Below are 16,486 nucleotides of genomic sequence, written 5' to 3' on the forward strand. Positions count from 1 at the left end.
TAAGCGCCCCCATCACTGAGAACCTATTAATATATCTATGCTTTCACATGCTCCAATACTTCTTTAAAAGTGCTGACCACTTTATCAATCTCATCATAAGCAATCGTCAGCGCAGGTTCAATTCGAATCGTTTTCGAGTTAATCAATGTACCTGCCACAAGAACCCCACGGTCAAACATACCTTTTGACACTTCATAGCCAATTTCATCCTGATGGAACTCGATGCCAATCATCAAACCTTGGCCGCGGATTTCCTGCACCTTATCTTCATGACCTTTTGAAGCCTTTTTCAATTCCTCTAGGAAATACGCGCCAACTTCTCCGGCTCTCTCAGGTAAATTTTCTTCAATTAATACACCAATCGTCGCAATCGCCGCGGCACATGCCAGTGGATTGCCGCCAAAAGTAGTCGTGTGCATAAATGGATTCGGGAACCAGCTCTTGAATACATCCTCTCTTGCGACAATTGCCCCAGCAGGCATCACTCCGCCGCCAAACGCCTTCGCTAGACAGATGATATCAGGAACCACATCATACAACTCAGCTGCGAACATTTTTCCAGTCCGTCCCATACCTGTTTGTACTTCATCAAAAATTAACAAGGTTCCGTATTGGTCACAAAGCTCGCGCACTTGATTTAAATACCCCTCTGGCGGAAGGATGATTCCCCCTTCACCTTGAATCGGCTCTAAAATAACAGCCGCTACATCTTCGCCAACAGCAGCGCAAACCTCAAACGTTTTTCGCATCATGTCGATATCGCCGAATGGCACGTGGCGGAAGCCTGGGATTAATGGCAGGAATGGTTTACGGAACATTCCTTTCGCCGTTCCGGACAAGGAACCTAAGCTTTTTCCATGGAATGCACGAGTTGTCGAAATAAATGTTGTCCGCTCACTGTACATTTTTGCCAGTTTAAGAGCAGCCTCAACACTTTCCGTTCCGCTGTTTGTAAAAAAGGCATACTTCAAGTCGCCAGGTGTAATATCTGCTAAAATTTTTGCCAGCATTGCCCTTAGAGGATCAAGTAAGTCTTGGCTATGAAGAGCCTGACGTTTTAACTGGTCGGTTACCGCTTTAACCACCTTCGGATTGCGGTGTCCAACATTATAAATACCGAATCCGCCAAGGCAGTCGATATACTCTTTGCCATTGACATCCTTAAAACATGAACCATTATCCGACCATTCGACTGCCGCAAATTGACCACCTTCCGTAACTGTTTTGCGGTATTCCAGGAATCCTGGGTTTACGTGCTCACGGAAGCCATCCACCGTTTCCTTCGTAATCCAGGCCGCTTCCGCCTCGTTAATTTCCTCTTTTTCTATTAAATCTAGAACCTTATTAATATATTCACTTACTTGTAGATTTTGCTTATTATTTATATCGATACTCATAATTTCATACCTCCAAATATATTAGTTTGAAAACCAACCTACTGGTTCGACTTGCAAATTGATGTTAATCTGTTTAATCTCCTGGAATTCCTCAAGTCCAAATGTTCCAAGGCTGCGGCCAATACCGCTTTGCTTATAACCGCCCCATGGTGCTTCGTTATAAGTAGGATGATAAGCATTTACCCAAGTAATTCCGGCGCGCAGCTTTTTAATTACCCGCAATCCCTTGGCGCCATCTTTCGTAAACACAGCACCGGCCAATCCATAAACCGTTCCATTTGCTAGCTTAAGAGCTTCTTCTTCATCCTTAAATTTCTGAATGACGACAACAGGACCGAAGATTTCCTCCTGCACGATTCTCATTTCTTGCTTCACATCGACAAAAACGGTCGGTTCAACAAAGTAACCCTGATCCAATCCTTCACGTACGATTCGATTTCCACCACAAGCAATCGTGGCGCCTTCCTGTTTTCCAAGTTCAATATAGTGGAGTACTTTTTCCAAATGCTGTTCGCTAACAAGCGGACCCATTTCTGTGGAAGATTCTTGACCAGGCCCTACTTGAATTTTCTTTGCCCGTTCAACAAATCGTTCAAGAAATTTGTCGTATATGCTCTCTTCAACAAGAATTCTTGATCCCGCTGAACACACCTGACCGGAACCGGCATAGATCCCGAATAAGGCATAATCGACAGCGGTTTCAAAATCAGCGTCCGCAAAAATAATATTCGGTGATTTTCCGCCTAACTCGAGCGATACCTTTTTCATCGTATCGGCAGCTTGTTTCATAATATGCTTGCCTGTTTTCGTACCGCCGGTAAACGAGACCATGTCAACTTCCGAATGGGAAGCGATTTCATTTCCAACCACTGGACCTGCGCCCATCACCATATTGGCGACCCCTCGTGGCAAACCTATTTCTTCGAAAATTTCAAACAGCTTTTTCGGTGTAACTGGTGTTACTTCTGATGGTTTAAACACAATCGTATTTCCTGCAGCAAGTGCCGGCGCGATTTTCCAAACACTCATTAACAGCGGATAGTTCCAAGGAACAATTAGACCGCAAACCCCAACAGGCTCGCGAACCACCATGGCCTGCATCGGATCCGCGACATGATAGGTCTGGCCATCAGGCTTCGTAATCAGTCCTGCATAATAGCGGAAGCATGCGGCCGCATCCGCGACATCAAAGCCTGCTTCCCTTAACGGTTTCCCGTTATCCATCGTTTCAAGCTCGGTTAACTCCGAAGCATATTCATCAATTTTGTCAGCAATTTTTAATAAATAGGAGGCTCGTTCCTGAGCAGAAATATCCGACCAAACACCTTCTTCAAAAGCTCGGCGTGCCGCATAAATTGCCGCGCGGGCATCGGCGACTGTTCCTTCAGGGGCATAGGAAATCACTTCTCCATTTGCAGGATTTATCACTGGGCGTGTTTCTTGATTTTCAGCATCTTTCCACTCACCATCAATAAACATCTTTAGGTTTACAACACGGTTCTTGACCTCGACCATTTTCAATTCCTCCTTTATTCACCCTCAATAACTATTATTGCAAGAAGCGTGCCAACACTAATAGCATAGTAAAATAGCAACTCTTGAAAAAATAACAATCGAAGCTATTCATTTTTGCATAACCTTATTTCAATTTGCATAATAAAAACTGATCCAGACAATTTAATCTGAATCAGCTTCAATTTAAAGCGTAGATAAGTTTTCAAGCTTAATATTTTTCTCTGTCAATATTTTTTGATATTTCCGGCTGACGGAGGATTGGCTGATTCCTAAAGCTTTCGCCGCCTTTGTCGTGGTCTTGTATTGCTTCATTGCCATGATGATTAGCTGTTCTTCTACATGATCGATGGCATCCTGCAATGGAATCACTCGGGTAATCACCGGTTTCATTTTTTTATGTTCATAGCCTAATGATAAAAATTGGCTGACGAACTCAGCGTCAATGGCCGGATGATCCGCCGTCACCACTAATCTTTCAATGATGTTTTGCAATTCCCTAACGTTACCCGGCCATGAATAAAATTCAAGGACATTGATGGCATCCGGTGTTAGATGATAATTTCGGTCATATTTTTCATTCAGTTGCTGGAGGAAATGGAAAGCCAACAATGATATATCCTCTGTCCGCTCTCTTAGTGCAGGAATTTGGATCGGGATGACATTTAAGCGATAATATAAATCCTCACGAAATCTTCCTTCCTCCACCATTTTCGCTAAATTTTTATTTGTGGCAGCGATGATTTGCACATTTACCGTAGTAGGTGTTGTGCTGCCTACAGGGATGATCTCCTGCTCTTGTAGCACCCGGAGCAGTTTTACCTGCAAGTGAACGGGCATCTCGCCGATTTCATCGAGAAACAGAATGCCACCATCAGCCTGTTTGAAGTAACCGTCTTTTCCATTTTTATCAGCACCAGTAAAAGCGCCCTTCGCATAGCCGAAAAGTTCACTCTCAAGTAGATTTTCCGGAATCGCACCGCAGTTTAATTTAAGGAACGGTTTTTTAGAGCGCCTTCCTAATTGATGAATGGCTTGGGCGATCACTTCTTTTCCTACCCCAGATTCCCCATGGAGCAGGACTGTCGAGGAAAAGTCGGCAATTTTCTTTACTTGGTTCATGATCTTTTCCATCTTGGGACTGCAATAAATCAACTTTTTCAAAAAGCGATCCTTGCTCTTAAAATCATCTAATTCCTTCTTATATTGTTCGGATATTTTTCGCATTTCCTGCAATTCACTTTTCAGCCGGGTTGTTTCGGTAATATCGCGTGAGGCAATAATAATCCGGTCAAGTTCCTTTTTTTCATTAAAAACAGGATTACCAACAGCGAGAATTTTTCTGCCGTTATGTGTTTCTTGCACAACGGAAACCTTTTTCTTTTTTTCCATGACGAGCCTTGTGACAGATGGAGTAAATAAACCACGATCCTCAAGTTCAAGAATGTTTTTTCCAATCAGCTCTTTTAAATCAACATTCCAAAAATCTTGAATGATATTTTCACTAAAACGGATCAATTCTCCTTTCGCATTCACCACGAGAATTTCATCATAAATACTTGAAAGAATCGCATTTAGGTCTTTATTCAAGTCTTTAATATATTCAATTTCCATTGCCATTTCCTCAACCATTGGCAAATCCTGAACAACGATAATGATCCCATCCACTTCGTTATCGTAGTTCAAAATCGGGCTATAGTCGACGAGAACGCCCATTTCGTTTGTGATTTCAAGATGGTTGAGAAGTGTCTTCCCCGTTGAAAACACTTTGTTAATGTGAGAGCTGCTAAAAATATTTTCAGCAGGAAAGTTTAACACCTTCTCTGCATTCGATTTGATCATTTTTATACCAGCTTCATTGCAATTAATGATGCGTTTTTCTTTATCTAAAATAAAAACTCCCATCGGAATCGAGGTCAGGATAATTTTAAGCAAGTCGACACTTTGATTTTCTTGTTTAAAAAGTTCTGCCAGGACATCTTCTCTTCGAATGTAACCCGATGGTTTTCCATCCTCACCCTTGATGATTGCAAACGGTTCGCCGATAATTTGGAACAATATGGGCAAGGAAATATGTTCACTCAAATGACAGATACTTTCAAGCGGTTTGGCATGTTCAAGCAGGAGTTCGACCGATGAAGCCTCTTTTTCCAGATTCCCAATTACCACATAGGCAAATAGTTGATTTTCCTTTTTTAAAAATAAAAAAGGTTCTTTAAGGTTACTTAAGGTCGAGCGAAATATTTCTTTTCTTTCTTCAACTGCAACTGAAATAATCGGTTTCAGTTTTTCTTTTGACACGGAAAACATCGTTACCTTCCCCCCTACAACCTTATCACTCTAATAGTACCACCTATTTCAGAATTTTTTAAATAATATTCCAAAAAAAGAGGATGTGAGAGTTGCCCCACATCCTAATCACTTCCGGTAATAAACAAATCTTCTTTAACATAGGCAAGAACCATCCCCGGAATAACATCATCGCCCTCTTGTACTTCCAGTGATTCTACTTCTCCGCTGACACTCGTTTGAATCATTTCCAGATTGCCATCTTTTGTTTTGATCGCAAACAATGGTTCCCATTCATAAAATCTTGACTCACTTTGTATGGAAATCTCCTCCACCTTCCCGTAGCACGGGCTAAGCACAACGCCAAAACACATGAAAATCACCCCCAAATTTTAGTATTGCTCTTGAAACGGCCGTGTTTGTAAAACAAGACGAAAGAATTCCTGAAATTCCGGGATATCTTCTTTTTCAATTCCAAGATAATCAGCCCAATAATCATCTGTATCCGTATCCTCCTGGCAAAGTAACACCATTTTTCCAGATTGTATCGAGGTCACCATTGCTTTCCCATAAAAATGATTGGAGTAGCCAATCGTCAAATCATAGCGATGGTTATTGGAAATGAGACAAAAATAATGCAAGAGCTGATTTTCCTTTTCTTCCGACAAAATTTCGAGCTTCATTCAAATTCCTCCTTTTATGTTTTAGTACTTTAACCATCCTCTCAGCCTTGAAGCTTCAGCTAATTTTTGAATGCCTTCGATATAAGCAGCAATTTTCATATTGACGCCATACCTTTTCGCTGTGTTATAGACATTTAAAAAGCTGGAAGTCATTTTTTCCTTTAGTCTTTCATCGACTAATTCCTCGGTCCAGTAATAACCTTGGTTGTTCTGGCACCATTCAAAATAGGAGACAATCACACCGCCGGAATTGGCGAGGATATCCGGGACAACAAGAATTTCACGTTCATCAAGTATCTTAAGCGCATCCTTGGTTGTTGGGCCATTGGCCGCTTCGATAACAAACTTGCAGTTAATCCGGCTGGCATTTTGTTTATTGATGACGCCTGAGATGGCTGCAGGAATGAGGACGTCGCATTCTTTTTCTAAAAGTTCTTGGTTGCTGATGGAGCTTTTAAAACGATTGGAAACAATGCCAAAGGAGTCTCTGCTTTCCAGCAGGTTCGGAATATCTAAACCGCCTTCATTGTATAAACCGCCAAGCACATCACTAATTCCAATGACCTTTGCCCCTAAATCATATAAATATTTCGCCAAATAACTGCCGACATTGCCAAATCCCTGAACGATTATGCGGGTATCCTTTAACTGCATCTTTTTTAATTCGCATACCATTTGCAGCGTATAAAGAACACCTTTAGATGTGGCTGTTTCTCTGCCCTTCGATCCGCCAAGGGCAATCGGTTTCCCTGTGATAAATCCCGGGGAATCAAATTCGCGGATATGGTCATATTCATCCAGCATCCAGGCCATGATTTGTGAGTTTGTATACATATCGGGCGCCGGGATATCTTTTGTTGGGCCGACAAGCTGGCTCACCGCTCTTACATAACCCCTGCTTAACCGTTCTAATTCATCTAAGCTCATATTGCGGGGGTCACAGACAATGCCGCCTTTTGCACCGCCATAAGGGAGGTCGGTAATCCCACACTTTAGGCTCATCCAGCCTGCCAGAGCCTTTACCTCCTCAGGTGTGACATCCGGATGGAAGCGAATTCCGCCTTTTGTCGGCCCTGACGCATCGTTATGCTGGGCACGGTAGCCTTGGAAAATCTCTGTTTTTCCGTTATCCATCCTTATTGGAATACTTACCTCTAAAAATCTCATTGGCTTTTTCAAAAATTCATATACCTGCACGGGATAGTTTAGAATGGTAACAGCTTCCTTAAGTGTCTCCTGAAACTCAATCAGCGAATTATCCTGTTCCTTTTCTTTCGTATTCATGTTTAGCGATTCAACCGCCATTACTAACACCTCATTTATTTTTGTTACTTAAGGTAATAGCAATTTCCGTGCCAACTTAAGAATGCGGATTCTCGGCGTTCTCTTATCATAAGATTGCAGGATTTATGATAATTTGACGGTTTTATTCACTTTTGCATAATTGGGAGAGGTAAAAAAACACATCCCAGATTGGAATGTGTTTTTTGCTCATTAAAGTGAAGAAGTTCTTTCCGCATCATCAATATTTAAATCTGTAATTTTTATTTTAAAGAATCTTGTTTGGAAAACCATATAGATTACTCCAATTACTATCCAAACGATCCCCCCGATGAGGGCATCTGCTTGTAAGTTATACCACAAGATTCCCGTTAAGCCTGCACCAAGGATTGGCATGATGAGGTAGGAGAAGATGTCCCTTGTTGTTTTAAATTTTTTTAAGCGGAAGACGAAATGTGCAATTACGGATAAGTTAACGAATGTAAACGCAATTAACGCGCCAAAATTAATAAAAGAAGAAATTAGCTCTAAGCTTGGTGCAATAGCAAGCAGTGAAACGACGCCAACGAGGACGACATTAAAAACCGGTGTCCGGAATTTTGGATGGACATAACCGAAAGCCTTTTTTGGCAGGACGCCATTTCGTCCCATAACATACAAAAGCCTTGATACACTTGCATGAGAGGCAAGTCCGGAAGCCACTGTTGCAGCAAAAGCACCTGAGAGGAAAATCAGCTTAAAGATTGTTCCACCGACAAACAAGCCAATTTCCGGTAACGTATCATCGGTAACCTTGAAGCCTGAAATATCTGGAAATAAGGCTTGGGCGAAATAACTGCAAACGAAAAAGATTGCGCCGCCGATAAAGACCGTTAACATAATCGCTCTCGGCATCGTTTTATGATCAATCGCTTCCTCTGCATACATAGTGACAGCATCAAAGCCAATAAACGAGAAACAAACCACGGTTGCTCCGGTCAAAATGGCGCCCAGGTGGACATTAGAGTGAAAAATCGGTTCCGTTGTGAAAATCGTTCCTTGTCCCATTCCCTTGGAAAGCTGGAGAAAGGCAAGCACGATAAATGCTGCAATTAAGACAACTTCAAAAATAACAAGCAGTGAATTTAGACTGGATGTTTTCCCCATACTCCAGGCATTAATGGCCGTGACGACAGCGACATACCCGACAACCCAAATCCATGCTGGAACATCCGGAAATACAGACACCATATAAATACGAATAATTAATGCATTTACCATTGGTAACAAGATGTAATCAAGCAGCGCTGCCCAGCCGACAATGAATCCAAGATGCGGGCTCATCGTCTCCCTTGTATACGTATAGGCCGATCCTGCACTTGGGAATACCTGTACCATTTTTCCATAGCTAATTGCCGTAAACAACATCACAACCAATGCGGCAAGATAGGCTAGCGGTACCACACCATTTGTTTCTTCAGACACAATGCCAAAGGTGTCAAACACTATGGTTGGTGTCATATAACCTAAACCAAGCATAACGATAGCCCATAGCCCAAGTGAGCGCTTAAGAGTAGTATTCTCCAATTTTATCAACTCTCCTTTAGTCACTATATTCGTTTATCAACTCCAATTGAAAGCATTTACATTTATTTATAATCATTTATGAATTAATCGTTTTTTGTAGTAGTTCCCCCTCTCATTTTAATTTAAAGTCCAATTATTTTAAATAGTTGCAATTTTCATACCAATTTTTATTTATAACTTCTATAAAAATTTATCAGCGTCATCTCTTTCTTCTTTCATCCTATTCGCTATCGATAAAACGTAAATTTTATGTAAATATGCATAAGCTACTCAGAATTGCATAAGACAACTGGCAAAATAGAAAAGTATAAAACACCACATAAAAAAAAGCAGCGGAATTCCATTTTCAGGAATCCACTGCTTTTTTGTTTAAAAATTTCATTTTTTGAAAAGCTATAATGAAAGCTTATTTTGCAAAACGGTGGTTACCGATTGTTACGGTAACTTCACGTGAAGTAATCCACTGACTTGTAGAAGTTTTTGGATTGTAGAAAAATAATGAACCATTCCCCTGACCTCTGAATGCTAAAGCTTCATTCACGGCTTGCTTTGAAGCAGCATCGGCAGGTTGATTAATCTGACCATTTTGCACAGGTGTAAATGCATAGTGTCCGTTAGCTATTTGATAAATAACTTCCCTAATAGAATTCGGAAAATCAGGACTAGATACTCTGTTCAAGATTACAGTAGCAACGGCTACTTTCCCAGCATAAGGTTCTCCAACTGCCTCTGCACGAACGAGACGTGCCATTAAATCTTTTTCTGCAGCAGTAATAGTAGAATTAGGGATTACTAGATTTTGACCGACATAAAGAGCACTGTTCGTTGCATTGTTTGTTTTCATTAAACTATTAACTGGAACTCCGAAATTGGTTGCGATTTTCCAATACGTCTCACCAGATTTTACTTTATGCGTAGTTGTTGCCGCTTCAGTTGTTCCATTTAACGTAAAAGCTGACATCGATAGGATCATTCCCGTTGCAATCACTAGTTTTTTTAGTTTATTCATATTATTACCTCCAAATTTAGTGTGCCGTTTCTCTAGTACTAAGGCTAACAGGTGTAACATTCTTATTCATCGTCCAATAAATGGAAATGGATAATCTACTAGATTCAGACCCGCCATAAATACTTTTCTCTACCTTTTGGAATTATCATCCAATTTTTGAGTGCTTCCACATAATTCCCTGTATGGATAGAAAAGGCCCCATTATTACACAATGTTGCATGCTTGTAACATAAGAACAACCACTTTTTCTGCGGCATCGTCACCAAATTGACAACAAATTCCCTAAATTGAAACAGGATTCCTCATTAAACTTTGGTAATAATATAAGAGAAGGCAAATTGAAGGAGGTTTTTTAAGTGAAAAATCAATTAGTCAGTGTATTGAACAAGCAAATTGCCAATTGGTCTGTCTTGTATATGAAGTTACATAACTATCATTGGTATGTGAAGGGCGGGCAATTTTTTACCCTGCACGCTAAATTTGAAGAATTTTATAATGAAGCTGGATTGCATGTTGATGAATTAGCAGAACGCCTGCTCTCAATCGGCGGAAATCCTGTTGCAACCATGAAAGAATGCCTTGAAATTTCCTCGATTCACGAAGCATCTGGTAATGAATCGGCGGATGAGATGGTGCAGTCAGTGATCAATGACTTTTCGATCATAATTGGTGAATTAAAGGAAGGTATGAGTTTTGCCGGTGAACTACATGATGAAACCACTGGAGATATGCTGCTTGCGATTCATTCCGGTCTTGAAAAACATGTTTGGATGTTAACTGCATTCCTAGGTAAATCAGTATAGCAATTAAAGTCCAACACTTCATGTTGGACTCTTTTCTATAATATTTTAATTAGAATAATTATTAAAAAAGTTTGACTTTTATTTAGTAATTATATTATTATTAATATTACAAAAGTGATAATTGGAGGTTTGAAAAAGTGTCCAAACATGAAGTAATCGTTTATAGCAGTACAGGCTGTCCGTATTGTGAAAAAGTTAAATCATTCCTAAAGGATCGCGGAATTGAATTTGAAGAGCGTAATGCTTCCGTACATAAAGAATATTTTGATCAACTAAAAGAACGGAAAATATATGGAACACCTGCAACCCTTATTAACGGAAAACTAGTCCTAGGCTTCCAAGAGAAAAAACTAAACAAACTCCTCGGACTCGATGAGGAAAACACTGCAGCCATAGGAGTAATGGTGCCTGTCACCAATAACACTACTGCCGCAGTGGCAACGGTGCCTGACACCCTTGATGCGGTTTTCCAGACTGTTGATGAAAAGGTGCTTTCGGATGTGTATGATTTTGTGACGATTGGCGGCGGGCCTGCCGGTGCTTCTGCTGCTGTTTATGCTGCCCGTGGGAAATTAAAAACACTTGTCATTGATAAGGCTCCTAAAGCAGGAACGCTGGCGATTACCCATAAGATTGCAAACTATCCGGGTGTCCGTGAAGAATTAACCGGTCTTGAACTCTTAATGAGAATGCAGGCACAAGCAAAAGACTTTGGAGCCGAGTTTATTCGCTCAACAGTCCTATCCGTTGACTTTTCAGATGAAATAAAAAAAATTGAGGTAGCTGAAGGTACCATCAAAGCGAAAAGCGTCTTTATTGGTGTTGGTGCAAAAGCCCCGTCCAATAAAATAAAAGGTGAAGAGGAGTTCACAGGCCGAGGTGTAAGCTATTGTTCAACCTGTGATGCTGCCTTCTATCAGGATCAAATCGTTGCTGTTGTCGGGGATAATGATGAAGCCATTCATGAAGCAGAAACATTGGCTAAATATTGTAAAACGGTAAAACTGTTAATCCCAACTGAACAATTAAAAGGTGATGCCGACCTTTCTTCACTAGAGGAAAATCCAAACGTAGAAATCTATCGTCGTCATCGTGTTAGAGAAATCGTGGGAACGGACAGTGTCGAGAAAATTGTCATCCTTAATGATAGAAAAGAAGAACAAGAATGGAATGTTGACGGTATTTTCTTATACCTTGGCGGCATGAAACCAGGTACAGACTTCTTAAAAGGCACAGTAATAAGAGATGAAGAAGGCTATGTAATGGTCGATGATCTCTTGCGTACGAATGTAGATGGTGTTTTTGCCGGCGGAGATGCCAGAAGAACACCAATTAAACAGGCAGTCATTTCTGCTGCCGATGGTGCGATTGCTGCATTAAGTGCCGAGCAGCATGTCAATAAACGCTCAAAACTGCGCCCACAATACAGTTAATACATTGAAAGGACACCAGCCCAGTCTGTCGATCTGGGCTGGTGCCCTTTTTTAATATTGTCAGAATCTGTCGGAAACTGTACAATTTTAACTATCAACTATCCTATCAAAAGGATCAACGAGGGGGAATTACAATGAAAAGGCTCACTCTTCTAATTCTGACTGCTCTTGTCCTTTCGGCATGTACGCCAAAAGCCTACACCGAGAGTTTCGATGCTGGAAAAGCAGCACTGCAAAAAGGAGACTTCGATCAAGCAATCAATAAATTTGAAAATGCTATAGAAGAGAAAGAAACGACCGAAGCGAAAGATTATCTTCATTTTGCTAAAAGCTTACAAGAAAGCCGCACACTCTACCATGATGGAGACTTTGATGCTGCCATCTATTCGATTAAGAAGCTGTTAAAAGAAACTTCTACTGAAAAATTAGAAGGAAAAGTCACTATACAAGCTAATGAACTTTTAAAAGATATTCAACAAGCCAAAACAGTTTCGGAAAAAATGAAGGAAAAAATGATCAAAGGAAAAACCCTTTTAGAAGACAATCAGTTTGACCAAGCTGCTGCAGCTTTCAAAGAAGTAGCAGAAACTACTGATTTACCGGATGTCACAGCTATCGAAACAATGGCTAAAGATGCCTCAAAGCTTCTTGAAGAAACGACGAAAAAGAAAAATTCCGCTGAGCAGAAAAAACAAAAGCAAACAGAAGAGAATACCAAAAACAAAGAAGAAGAAAAGCAGAAACAGGAAGAAGCAAACAAACCAATCACACAAGAACAAGCGGTGGATTTAGTAAGGCAGCATCTTAACATTTCATCTGAACAAAATGTAAAAGTTGTGTATGACCACGATGCTGCTAATGGGGACTACGTAATCCATGTATACGAATTTGTTGTCGATAATCCAAGTACAGGTGAAGGTCATACTGCGACTTGGGGCTGGTACGGTGTAAACAAACAAACAAAAGCTGTTTATGATGCGATGCAATAATATAAAATGAGAATTCTTTAATTTATCACAGTTCTAAAAACAAAAGGGATATCTCCATTTTTCGAGATATCCCTTTTTTCTACTTATCTAAAAACTGCGCAACATATAGCCCAGACCCGGGTACGTAACGATATAATCTTCTTTATCTCGTGACAGCTCTTTAATCTTTCGGCGGATTCTGGCAATACCGACCCGTAAATATTCAACATCATCCTGGTACTGAGTGCCCCAAACCTCTGACAATAATGTTTTATGCGGCACAATTTTATCCAAATTAAGCGCTAATATTTCCATAACCGAATACTCGGTTTGAGTAAGCTTCAATTCCTCATCATGAACCCAGCAGCGTTTACTGCCAAGATCAATTGTAACCTCGCCTGTGCGAATAACGGGACTATTCGCTAAATGTGTATCAATCAGATTAGCCTGGCTCCTTCTTAAGACAGCATTTACTCTGGCAAACAGCTCATCTAAGGAAAAAGGCTTCGTTAAATAATCATCTGCCCCGACATTTAACCCCTGAACTTTATCCTTTGGATTGCTGCGAGCCGTAAGCATGATGACGGGGACATTAGAAAATTTCCGTAGCTTCTCTAAGACTTGAAACCCGTCCTGCCCCGGCATCATAATATCAAGCAAAATTAGGTCTGGTGAAAACAGGTCAAATTTATCAAATAATTCTTCACCTGATCCTACTTTAGTCACTTCATAGCCAATCGATTTTAAGTTTGCTGAAACAAATCGTAAAATCTTTGGTTCATCATCAACGACACAAATCTTTTGTTTTTTCATATTACTCCCTTCCCTTCTTTACAGGAAAATAGAGGGTAAAGGTACTGCTTTTTCCCGGATCACTTTCCACTTCTATTCTTCCTTCATGCGCTTCCATAATCCCAATGCATATTGCCAGACCTAAACCGGTGCCACCTCTTCTTCTTGTTGCCGTGACATCAACCTGGTAAAAGCGATTAAATATTTTATTAATGTGATCCTTAGAAATGCCAATACCGTTATCAGAGACAGAAATACTAACGAATTCCTGTGCCTTATCCAAGGTAACATCAATTTCCTTCGTTTCCGCATCATTATAGCGCAAGGCATTCGTAAATAAATTGACCAAAACCTGCTGGACGCGCATTTTATCAGCATAAAAAAGAAAGTCTTTCTTTAGATAACTATGAAAGCGGAAAACAGCATCTTTTCGAAGTGCTAATGGAATTTGCTCCATTGATTTTTCAATGACATGATCAGCAGAAACCATTTCCCGTTCAACATGCATCGAACCGGATTCAATTTTTGAAATATCCATCCAGTCATTAACTAGATGCTGAATTCTTTCAATATCTTCATGAACCCCTTCCAAAAGCTCCAGCTGAAATTCAGGTTCCCACTCCACCTCAGGCCGCAGCAAGGTTTCAACACTGCCCTTAATATTGGTAATCGGTGTCTTAAACTCATGAGAAGTAAGAGAAATTAAATTATTCTTTAAAGTATCGATTTCTTCTTCCTTCGTAATATCTCGTAGCATTAAGCCTTCCCCGATGATGTCTTCATCAAGCATAACGGAAAATTTATGGAGGATATAGTATTTTGGCTTCTTGAACCTCTGCTTATATTCTAATTTTAAATCACCGTTTTTATCTGAAAAGAAAGCTGACAGTTCGTCCTTATCGACATCAAATAACTTAATAAATCGCCTGAACACATCATCTAGGTTAAATAACTCAAAGTTTTCAAGCTCCTGATCCGAAGCATCCGTCATATCCGGGATTCGGTCCCTAGCCGTAACAACATTGAGGAAAAATTCATTCACATACTCAACCTCTTTTTGATTGTTTACGAGCATCAGGCCTTCTGACATACTTTCTAAAACAGCCTCGAGGATGGCATGCTTATTACGGATTTGTTCAAATAAAAACTTATTTTGCAGCATGACGGCTAAAGAGCCGGCAAATGTATTTAGGAACTCCTGATCGCTAGCCGTAATGGATTGTTCGCCCTGGAGATCTACAATTAAAAAACCTTTATGATTCTTTTCAATTTGAATCGGCTCAATATGCTGTTGAACGCCAACCATATGCTTATTTAGATAGTCCAATAAATTTTGTTTTGTATAAATCATTTCGTTTGTAACAGCTAAGTCTTGGAAGTAGACATGGATTGAATAGCCAATAAACGGTTTAATTTTCCTTAAGCAATGCTGAATAAAATGAGCAAAATCCTTATCGGAAGAAACAGAGGTGATTAATTTATTTACTGCTTTTAGCTCGAGGTTTTTATTTTCCAAAACCGCAGTCCTTTCCTGTACTCTTCCTTCTAGCTCCATATTTAGTTCAATTAAACCCTTTCGATTCTTTTCCACCTCATCAATCATCCGATTAAAGTGAAAGTATAGTTCCTCCAATTCCTGCGGGCCTTGTTTCCTCTTCGTGATTGTCCGCTTTTCTTTAAAATCCTTCGTATAATCCTTGATATAATTTAGCAAATAGAGAATGGTCTTCTCCAATCGGTTCGTCAAGAAAAGACTGACGATCACCATTACAATTGCAGTCAACAGTAAAAAAACAGCAATTAGAATAATGGCACTTTTATACCTATTTGTAATAACCTCTGTAGGTTTACTAACCCAAACGGTCCAGTCAAGAACATTTACCTTTTCGATGGTACTAAATACATTTCTATGAGGATCTTCTAGCGTAAAATAACCGCTTCCTTTTCCTCTTTGCTGTTTTTTAAAATACTGGACAACTTCTGAATTAGAAAGGTTCACCAGTTCTCTTTTCGTATCCACAAATGGACTGACAACCACATTATTTTCTTGATCGACTACGACCGCATAACCTTCTTTACCAAAGCTGCGATCTCTAAGATGTTCACCCAACGTATTCAAATCTAAGGCACCAAGAACATAGCCTATCATATCACCTTTATTGTTAAGAATCGGGGAAACAATTGCGACCAGCAATGTATCTGTTCCGCCCCTGCCGTGAAATACAGGGGAAATAACTGTGGTCCGGGTGTTTACTAGTTCCTTATAATAGGAGCGATCACTAAAATTTAGATTGTCTCTTCTTTCTCCATCAGTATAAACTTCAGGGTAGAAAACAAGTGATTGCCCCATATTATTCCCTACGTACAAATTGACGAAGCCGGGGAAATTTGTTTTTATATCTTTTAACTGCTTCTGAATACTAGCAGTATCTTCCTTTTCAAACGGCTCCTTTACATTGAGCGCTTCTGTTTGAATCATCTTTTTATGCTCTAGCACATAATTACCGATATAATCCGAAAGATATTTCGTAGTCTGCGCCTGACTGCTTTGATTTTCTTTGATTAAAGAAGATATTTGGTAAATTTGAAAGCAGCCAAGAAAAGCAATAGAAAAGAAAGCAATGGTCAAAAAGGAATAAATGAGTTCTTTTTTAAAGGAACGAGCCTTTTTCATTTCAAAACCTCCTTCCCGTAAAAAATCCTAATATTATATAAATATATTAAACTAAAAAATAGGAAAAAGGTATCCAATC

13 protein-coding genes are annotated in these 16,486 nt (G+C 39.9%); 3 read left to right on the top strand and 10 right to left on the bottom strand.

The window, feature by feature from the left end; translation table 11 throughout:
- Positions 1-35: 35 nt before the first annotated feature.
- The 8 genes from ACIQXV_RS18450 to ACIQXV_RS18485 form a co-directional block, all read right to left on the bottom strand.
- Positions 36-1,397, bottom strand: a complete 1,362-nt coding sequence (locus ACIQXV_RS18450; RefSeq protein WP_402960862.1) for a putrescine aminotransferase — start codon at positions 1,395-1,397, stop codon at positions 36-38.
- Between the two features lie 21 nt (positions 1,398-1,418).
- Positions 1,419-2,912, bottom strand: coding sequence for an aldehyde dehydrogenase family protein (locus ACIQXV_RS18455; RefSeq protein WP_402960864.1), 1,494 nt, complete (start codon positions 2,910-2,912; stop codon positions 1,419-1,421).
- 183 nt (positions 2,913-3,095) lie between these two features.
- Positions 3,096-5,219, bottom strand: a complete 2,124-nt coding sequence (locus ACIQXV_RS18460) for a sigma 54-interacting transcriptional regulator (RefSeq protein WP_402960866.1) — start codon at positions 5,217-5,219, stop codon at positions 3,096-3,098.
- 104 nt (positions 5,220-5,323) lie between these two features.
- Complete coding sequence (locus ACIQXV_RS18465; RefSeq protein ID WP_402960868.1) at positions 5,324-5,572, bottom strand: biotin/lipoyl attachment domain-containing protein; 249 nt, start codon at positions 5,570-5,572, stop codon at positions 5,324-5,326.
- 18 nt (positions 5,573-5,590) lie between these two features.
- Positions 5,591-5,881 (bottom strand): SAV0927 family protein, encoded by a 291-nt coding sequence (locus ACIQXV_RS18470; RefSeq protein ID WP_402960870.1) that lies wholly within the window; start codon positions 5,879-5,881, stop codon positions 5,591-5,593.
- A gap of 21 nt (positions 5,882-5,902) precedes the next feature.
- Positions 5,903-7,186, bottom strand: coding sequence for a Glu/Leu/Phe/Val family dehydrogenase (locus tag ACIQXV_RS18475; protein WP_402960871.1), 1,284 nt, complete (start codon positions 7,184-7,186; stop codon positions 5,903-5,905).
- A gap of 189 nt (positions 7,187-7,375) precedes the next feature.
- A complete protein-coding gene (locus ACIQXV_RS18480) occupies positions 7,376-8,728 on the bottom strand; it encodes an APC family permease (RefSeq protein ID WP_402960873.1) in 1,353 nt (450 codons plus the stop codon).
- 406 nt (positions 8,729-9,134) lie between these two features.
- On the bottom strand, positions 9,135-9,737 hold the full coding sequence (locus ACIQXV_RS18485) for a cell wall hydrolase (RefSeq protein ID WP_402960874.1): 603 nt from the start codon (positions 9,735-9,737) through the stop codon (positions 9,135-9,137).
- Between the two features lie 356 nt (positions 9,738-10,093).
- Between ACIQXV_RS18485 and ACIQXV_RS18490 the strand changes: the two genes are divergently transcribed.
- The 3 genes from ACIQXV_RS18490 to ACIQXV_RS18500 all read left to right on the top strand — a co-directional run bounded on the left by ACIQXV_RS18490 (position 10,094) and on the right by ACIQXV_RS18500 (position 12,962).
- Positions 10,094-10,540 (top strand): Dps family protein, encoded by a 447-nt coding sequence (locus tag ACIQXV_RS18490; RefSeq protein WP_402960876.1) that lies wholly within the window; start codon positions 10,094-10,096, stop codon positions 10,538-10,540.
- Positions 10,541-10,677: 137 nt separating this feature from the next.
- A complete protein-coding gene (locus ACIQXV_RS18495; protein ID WP_402960878.1) occupies positions 10,678-11,973 on the top strand; it encodes an FAD-dependent oxidoreductase in 1,296 nt (431 codons plus the stop codon).
- A gap of 134 nt (positions 11,974-12,107) precedes the next feature.
- Positions 12,108-12,962, top strand: a complete 855-nt coding sequence (locus ACIQXV_RS18500; RefSeq protein WP_402960880.1) for a tetratricopeptide repeat protein — start codon at positions 12,108-12,110, stop codon at positions 12,960-12,962.
- Positions 12,963-13,049: 87 nt separating this feature from the next.
- On the opposite strand, the gene ACIQXV_RS18505 is transcribed toward ACIQXV_RS18500, so the two are convergent.
- Both ACIQXV_RS18505 and ACIQXV_RS18510 read right to left on the bottom strand, forming a co-directional pair.
- A complete protein-coding gene (locus ACIQXV_RS18505; RefSeq protein WP_402960882.1) occupies positions 13,050-13,754 on the bottom strand; it encodes a response regulator transcription factor in 705 nt (234 codons plus the stop codon).
- 1 nt (position 13,755) lies between these two features.
- Positions 13,756-16,407 carry an ATP-binding protein gene (locus tag ACIQXV_RS18510; protein WP_402960884.1) on the bottom strand — a complete coding sequence of 884 codons (2,652 nt, stop codon included), beginning with the start codon at positions 16,405-16,407 and terminating at the stop codon, positions 13,756-13,758.
- Positions 16,408-16,486 lie beyond the last annotated feature (79 nt).

It is taken from the genome of Neobacillus sp. NPDC097160 (assembly GCF_044762155.1).
Taxonomy (GTDB): Bacteria; Bacillota; Bacilli; order Bacillales; family Cytobacillaceae; genus Neobacillus.

Coding starts and splice junctions, on each gene's coding strand:
- ACIQXV_RS18450 (WP_402960862.1), bottom strand. CDS start 1,397: ATGAGTATCGATATAAATAATAAGCAAAATCTACAAGTAAGTGAATAT.
- ACIQXV_RS18455 (WP_402960864.1), bottom strand. CDS start 2,912: ATGGTCGAGGTCAAGAACCGTGTTGTAAACCTAAAGATGTTTATTGAT.
- ACIQXV_RS18460 (WP_402960866.1), bottom strand. CDS start 5,219: ATGTTTTCCGTGTCAAAAGAAAAACTGAAACCGATTATTTCAGTTGCA.
- ACIQXV_RS18465 (WP_402960868.1), bottom strand. CDS start 5,572: ATGTGTTTTGGCGTTGTGCTTAGCCCGTGCTACGGGAAGGTGGAGGAG.
- ACIQXV_RS18470 (WP_402960870.1), bottom strand. CDS start 5,881: ATGAAGCTCGAAATTTTGTCGGAAGAAAAGGAAAATCAGCTCTTGCAT.
- ACIQXV_RS18475 (WP_402960871.1), bottom strand. CDS start 7,186: ATGGCGGTTGAATCGCTAAACATGAATACGAAAGAAAAGGAACAGGAT.
- ACIQXV_RS18485 (WP_402960874.1), bottom strand. CDS start 9,737: ATGAATAAACTAAAAAAACTAGTGATTGCAACGGGAATGATCCTATCG.
- ACIQXV_RS18500 (WP_402960880.1), top strand. CDS start 12,108: ATGAAAAGGCTCACTCTTCTAATTCTGACTGCTCTTGTCCTTTCGGCA.
- ACIQXV_RS18505 (WP_402960882.1), bottom strand. CDS start 13,754: ATGAAAAAACAAAAGATTTGTGTCGTTGATGATGAACCAAAGATTTTA.
- ACIQXV_RS18510 (WP_402960884.1), bottom strand. CDS start 16,407: ATGAAAAAGGCTCGTTCCTTTAAAAAAGAACTCATTTATTCCTTTTTG.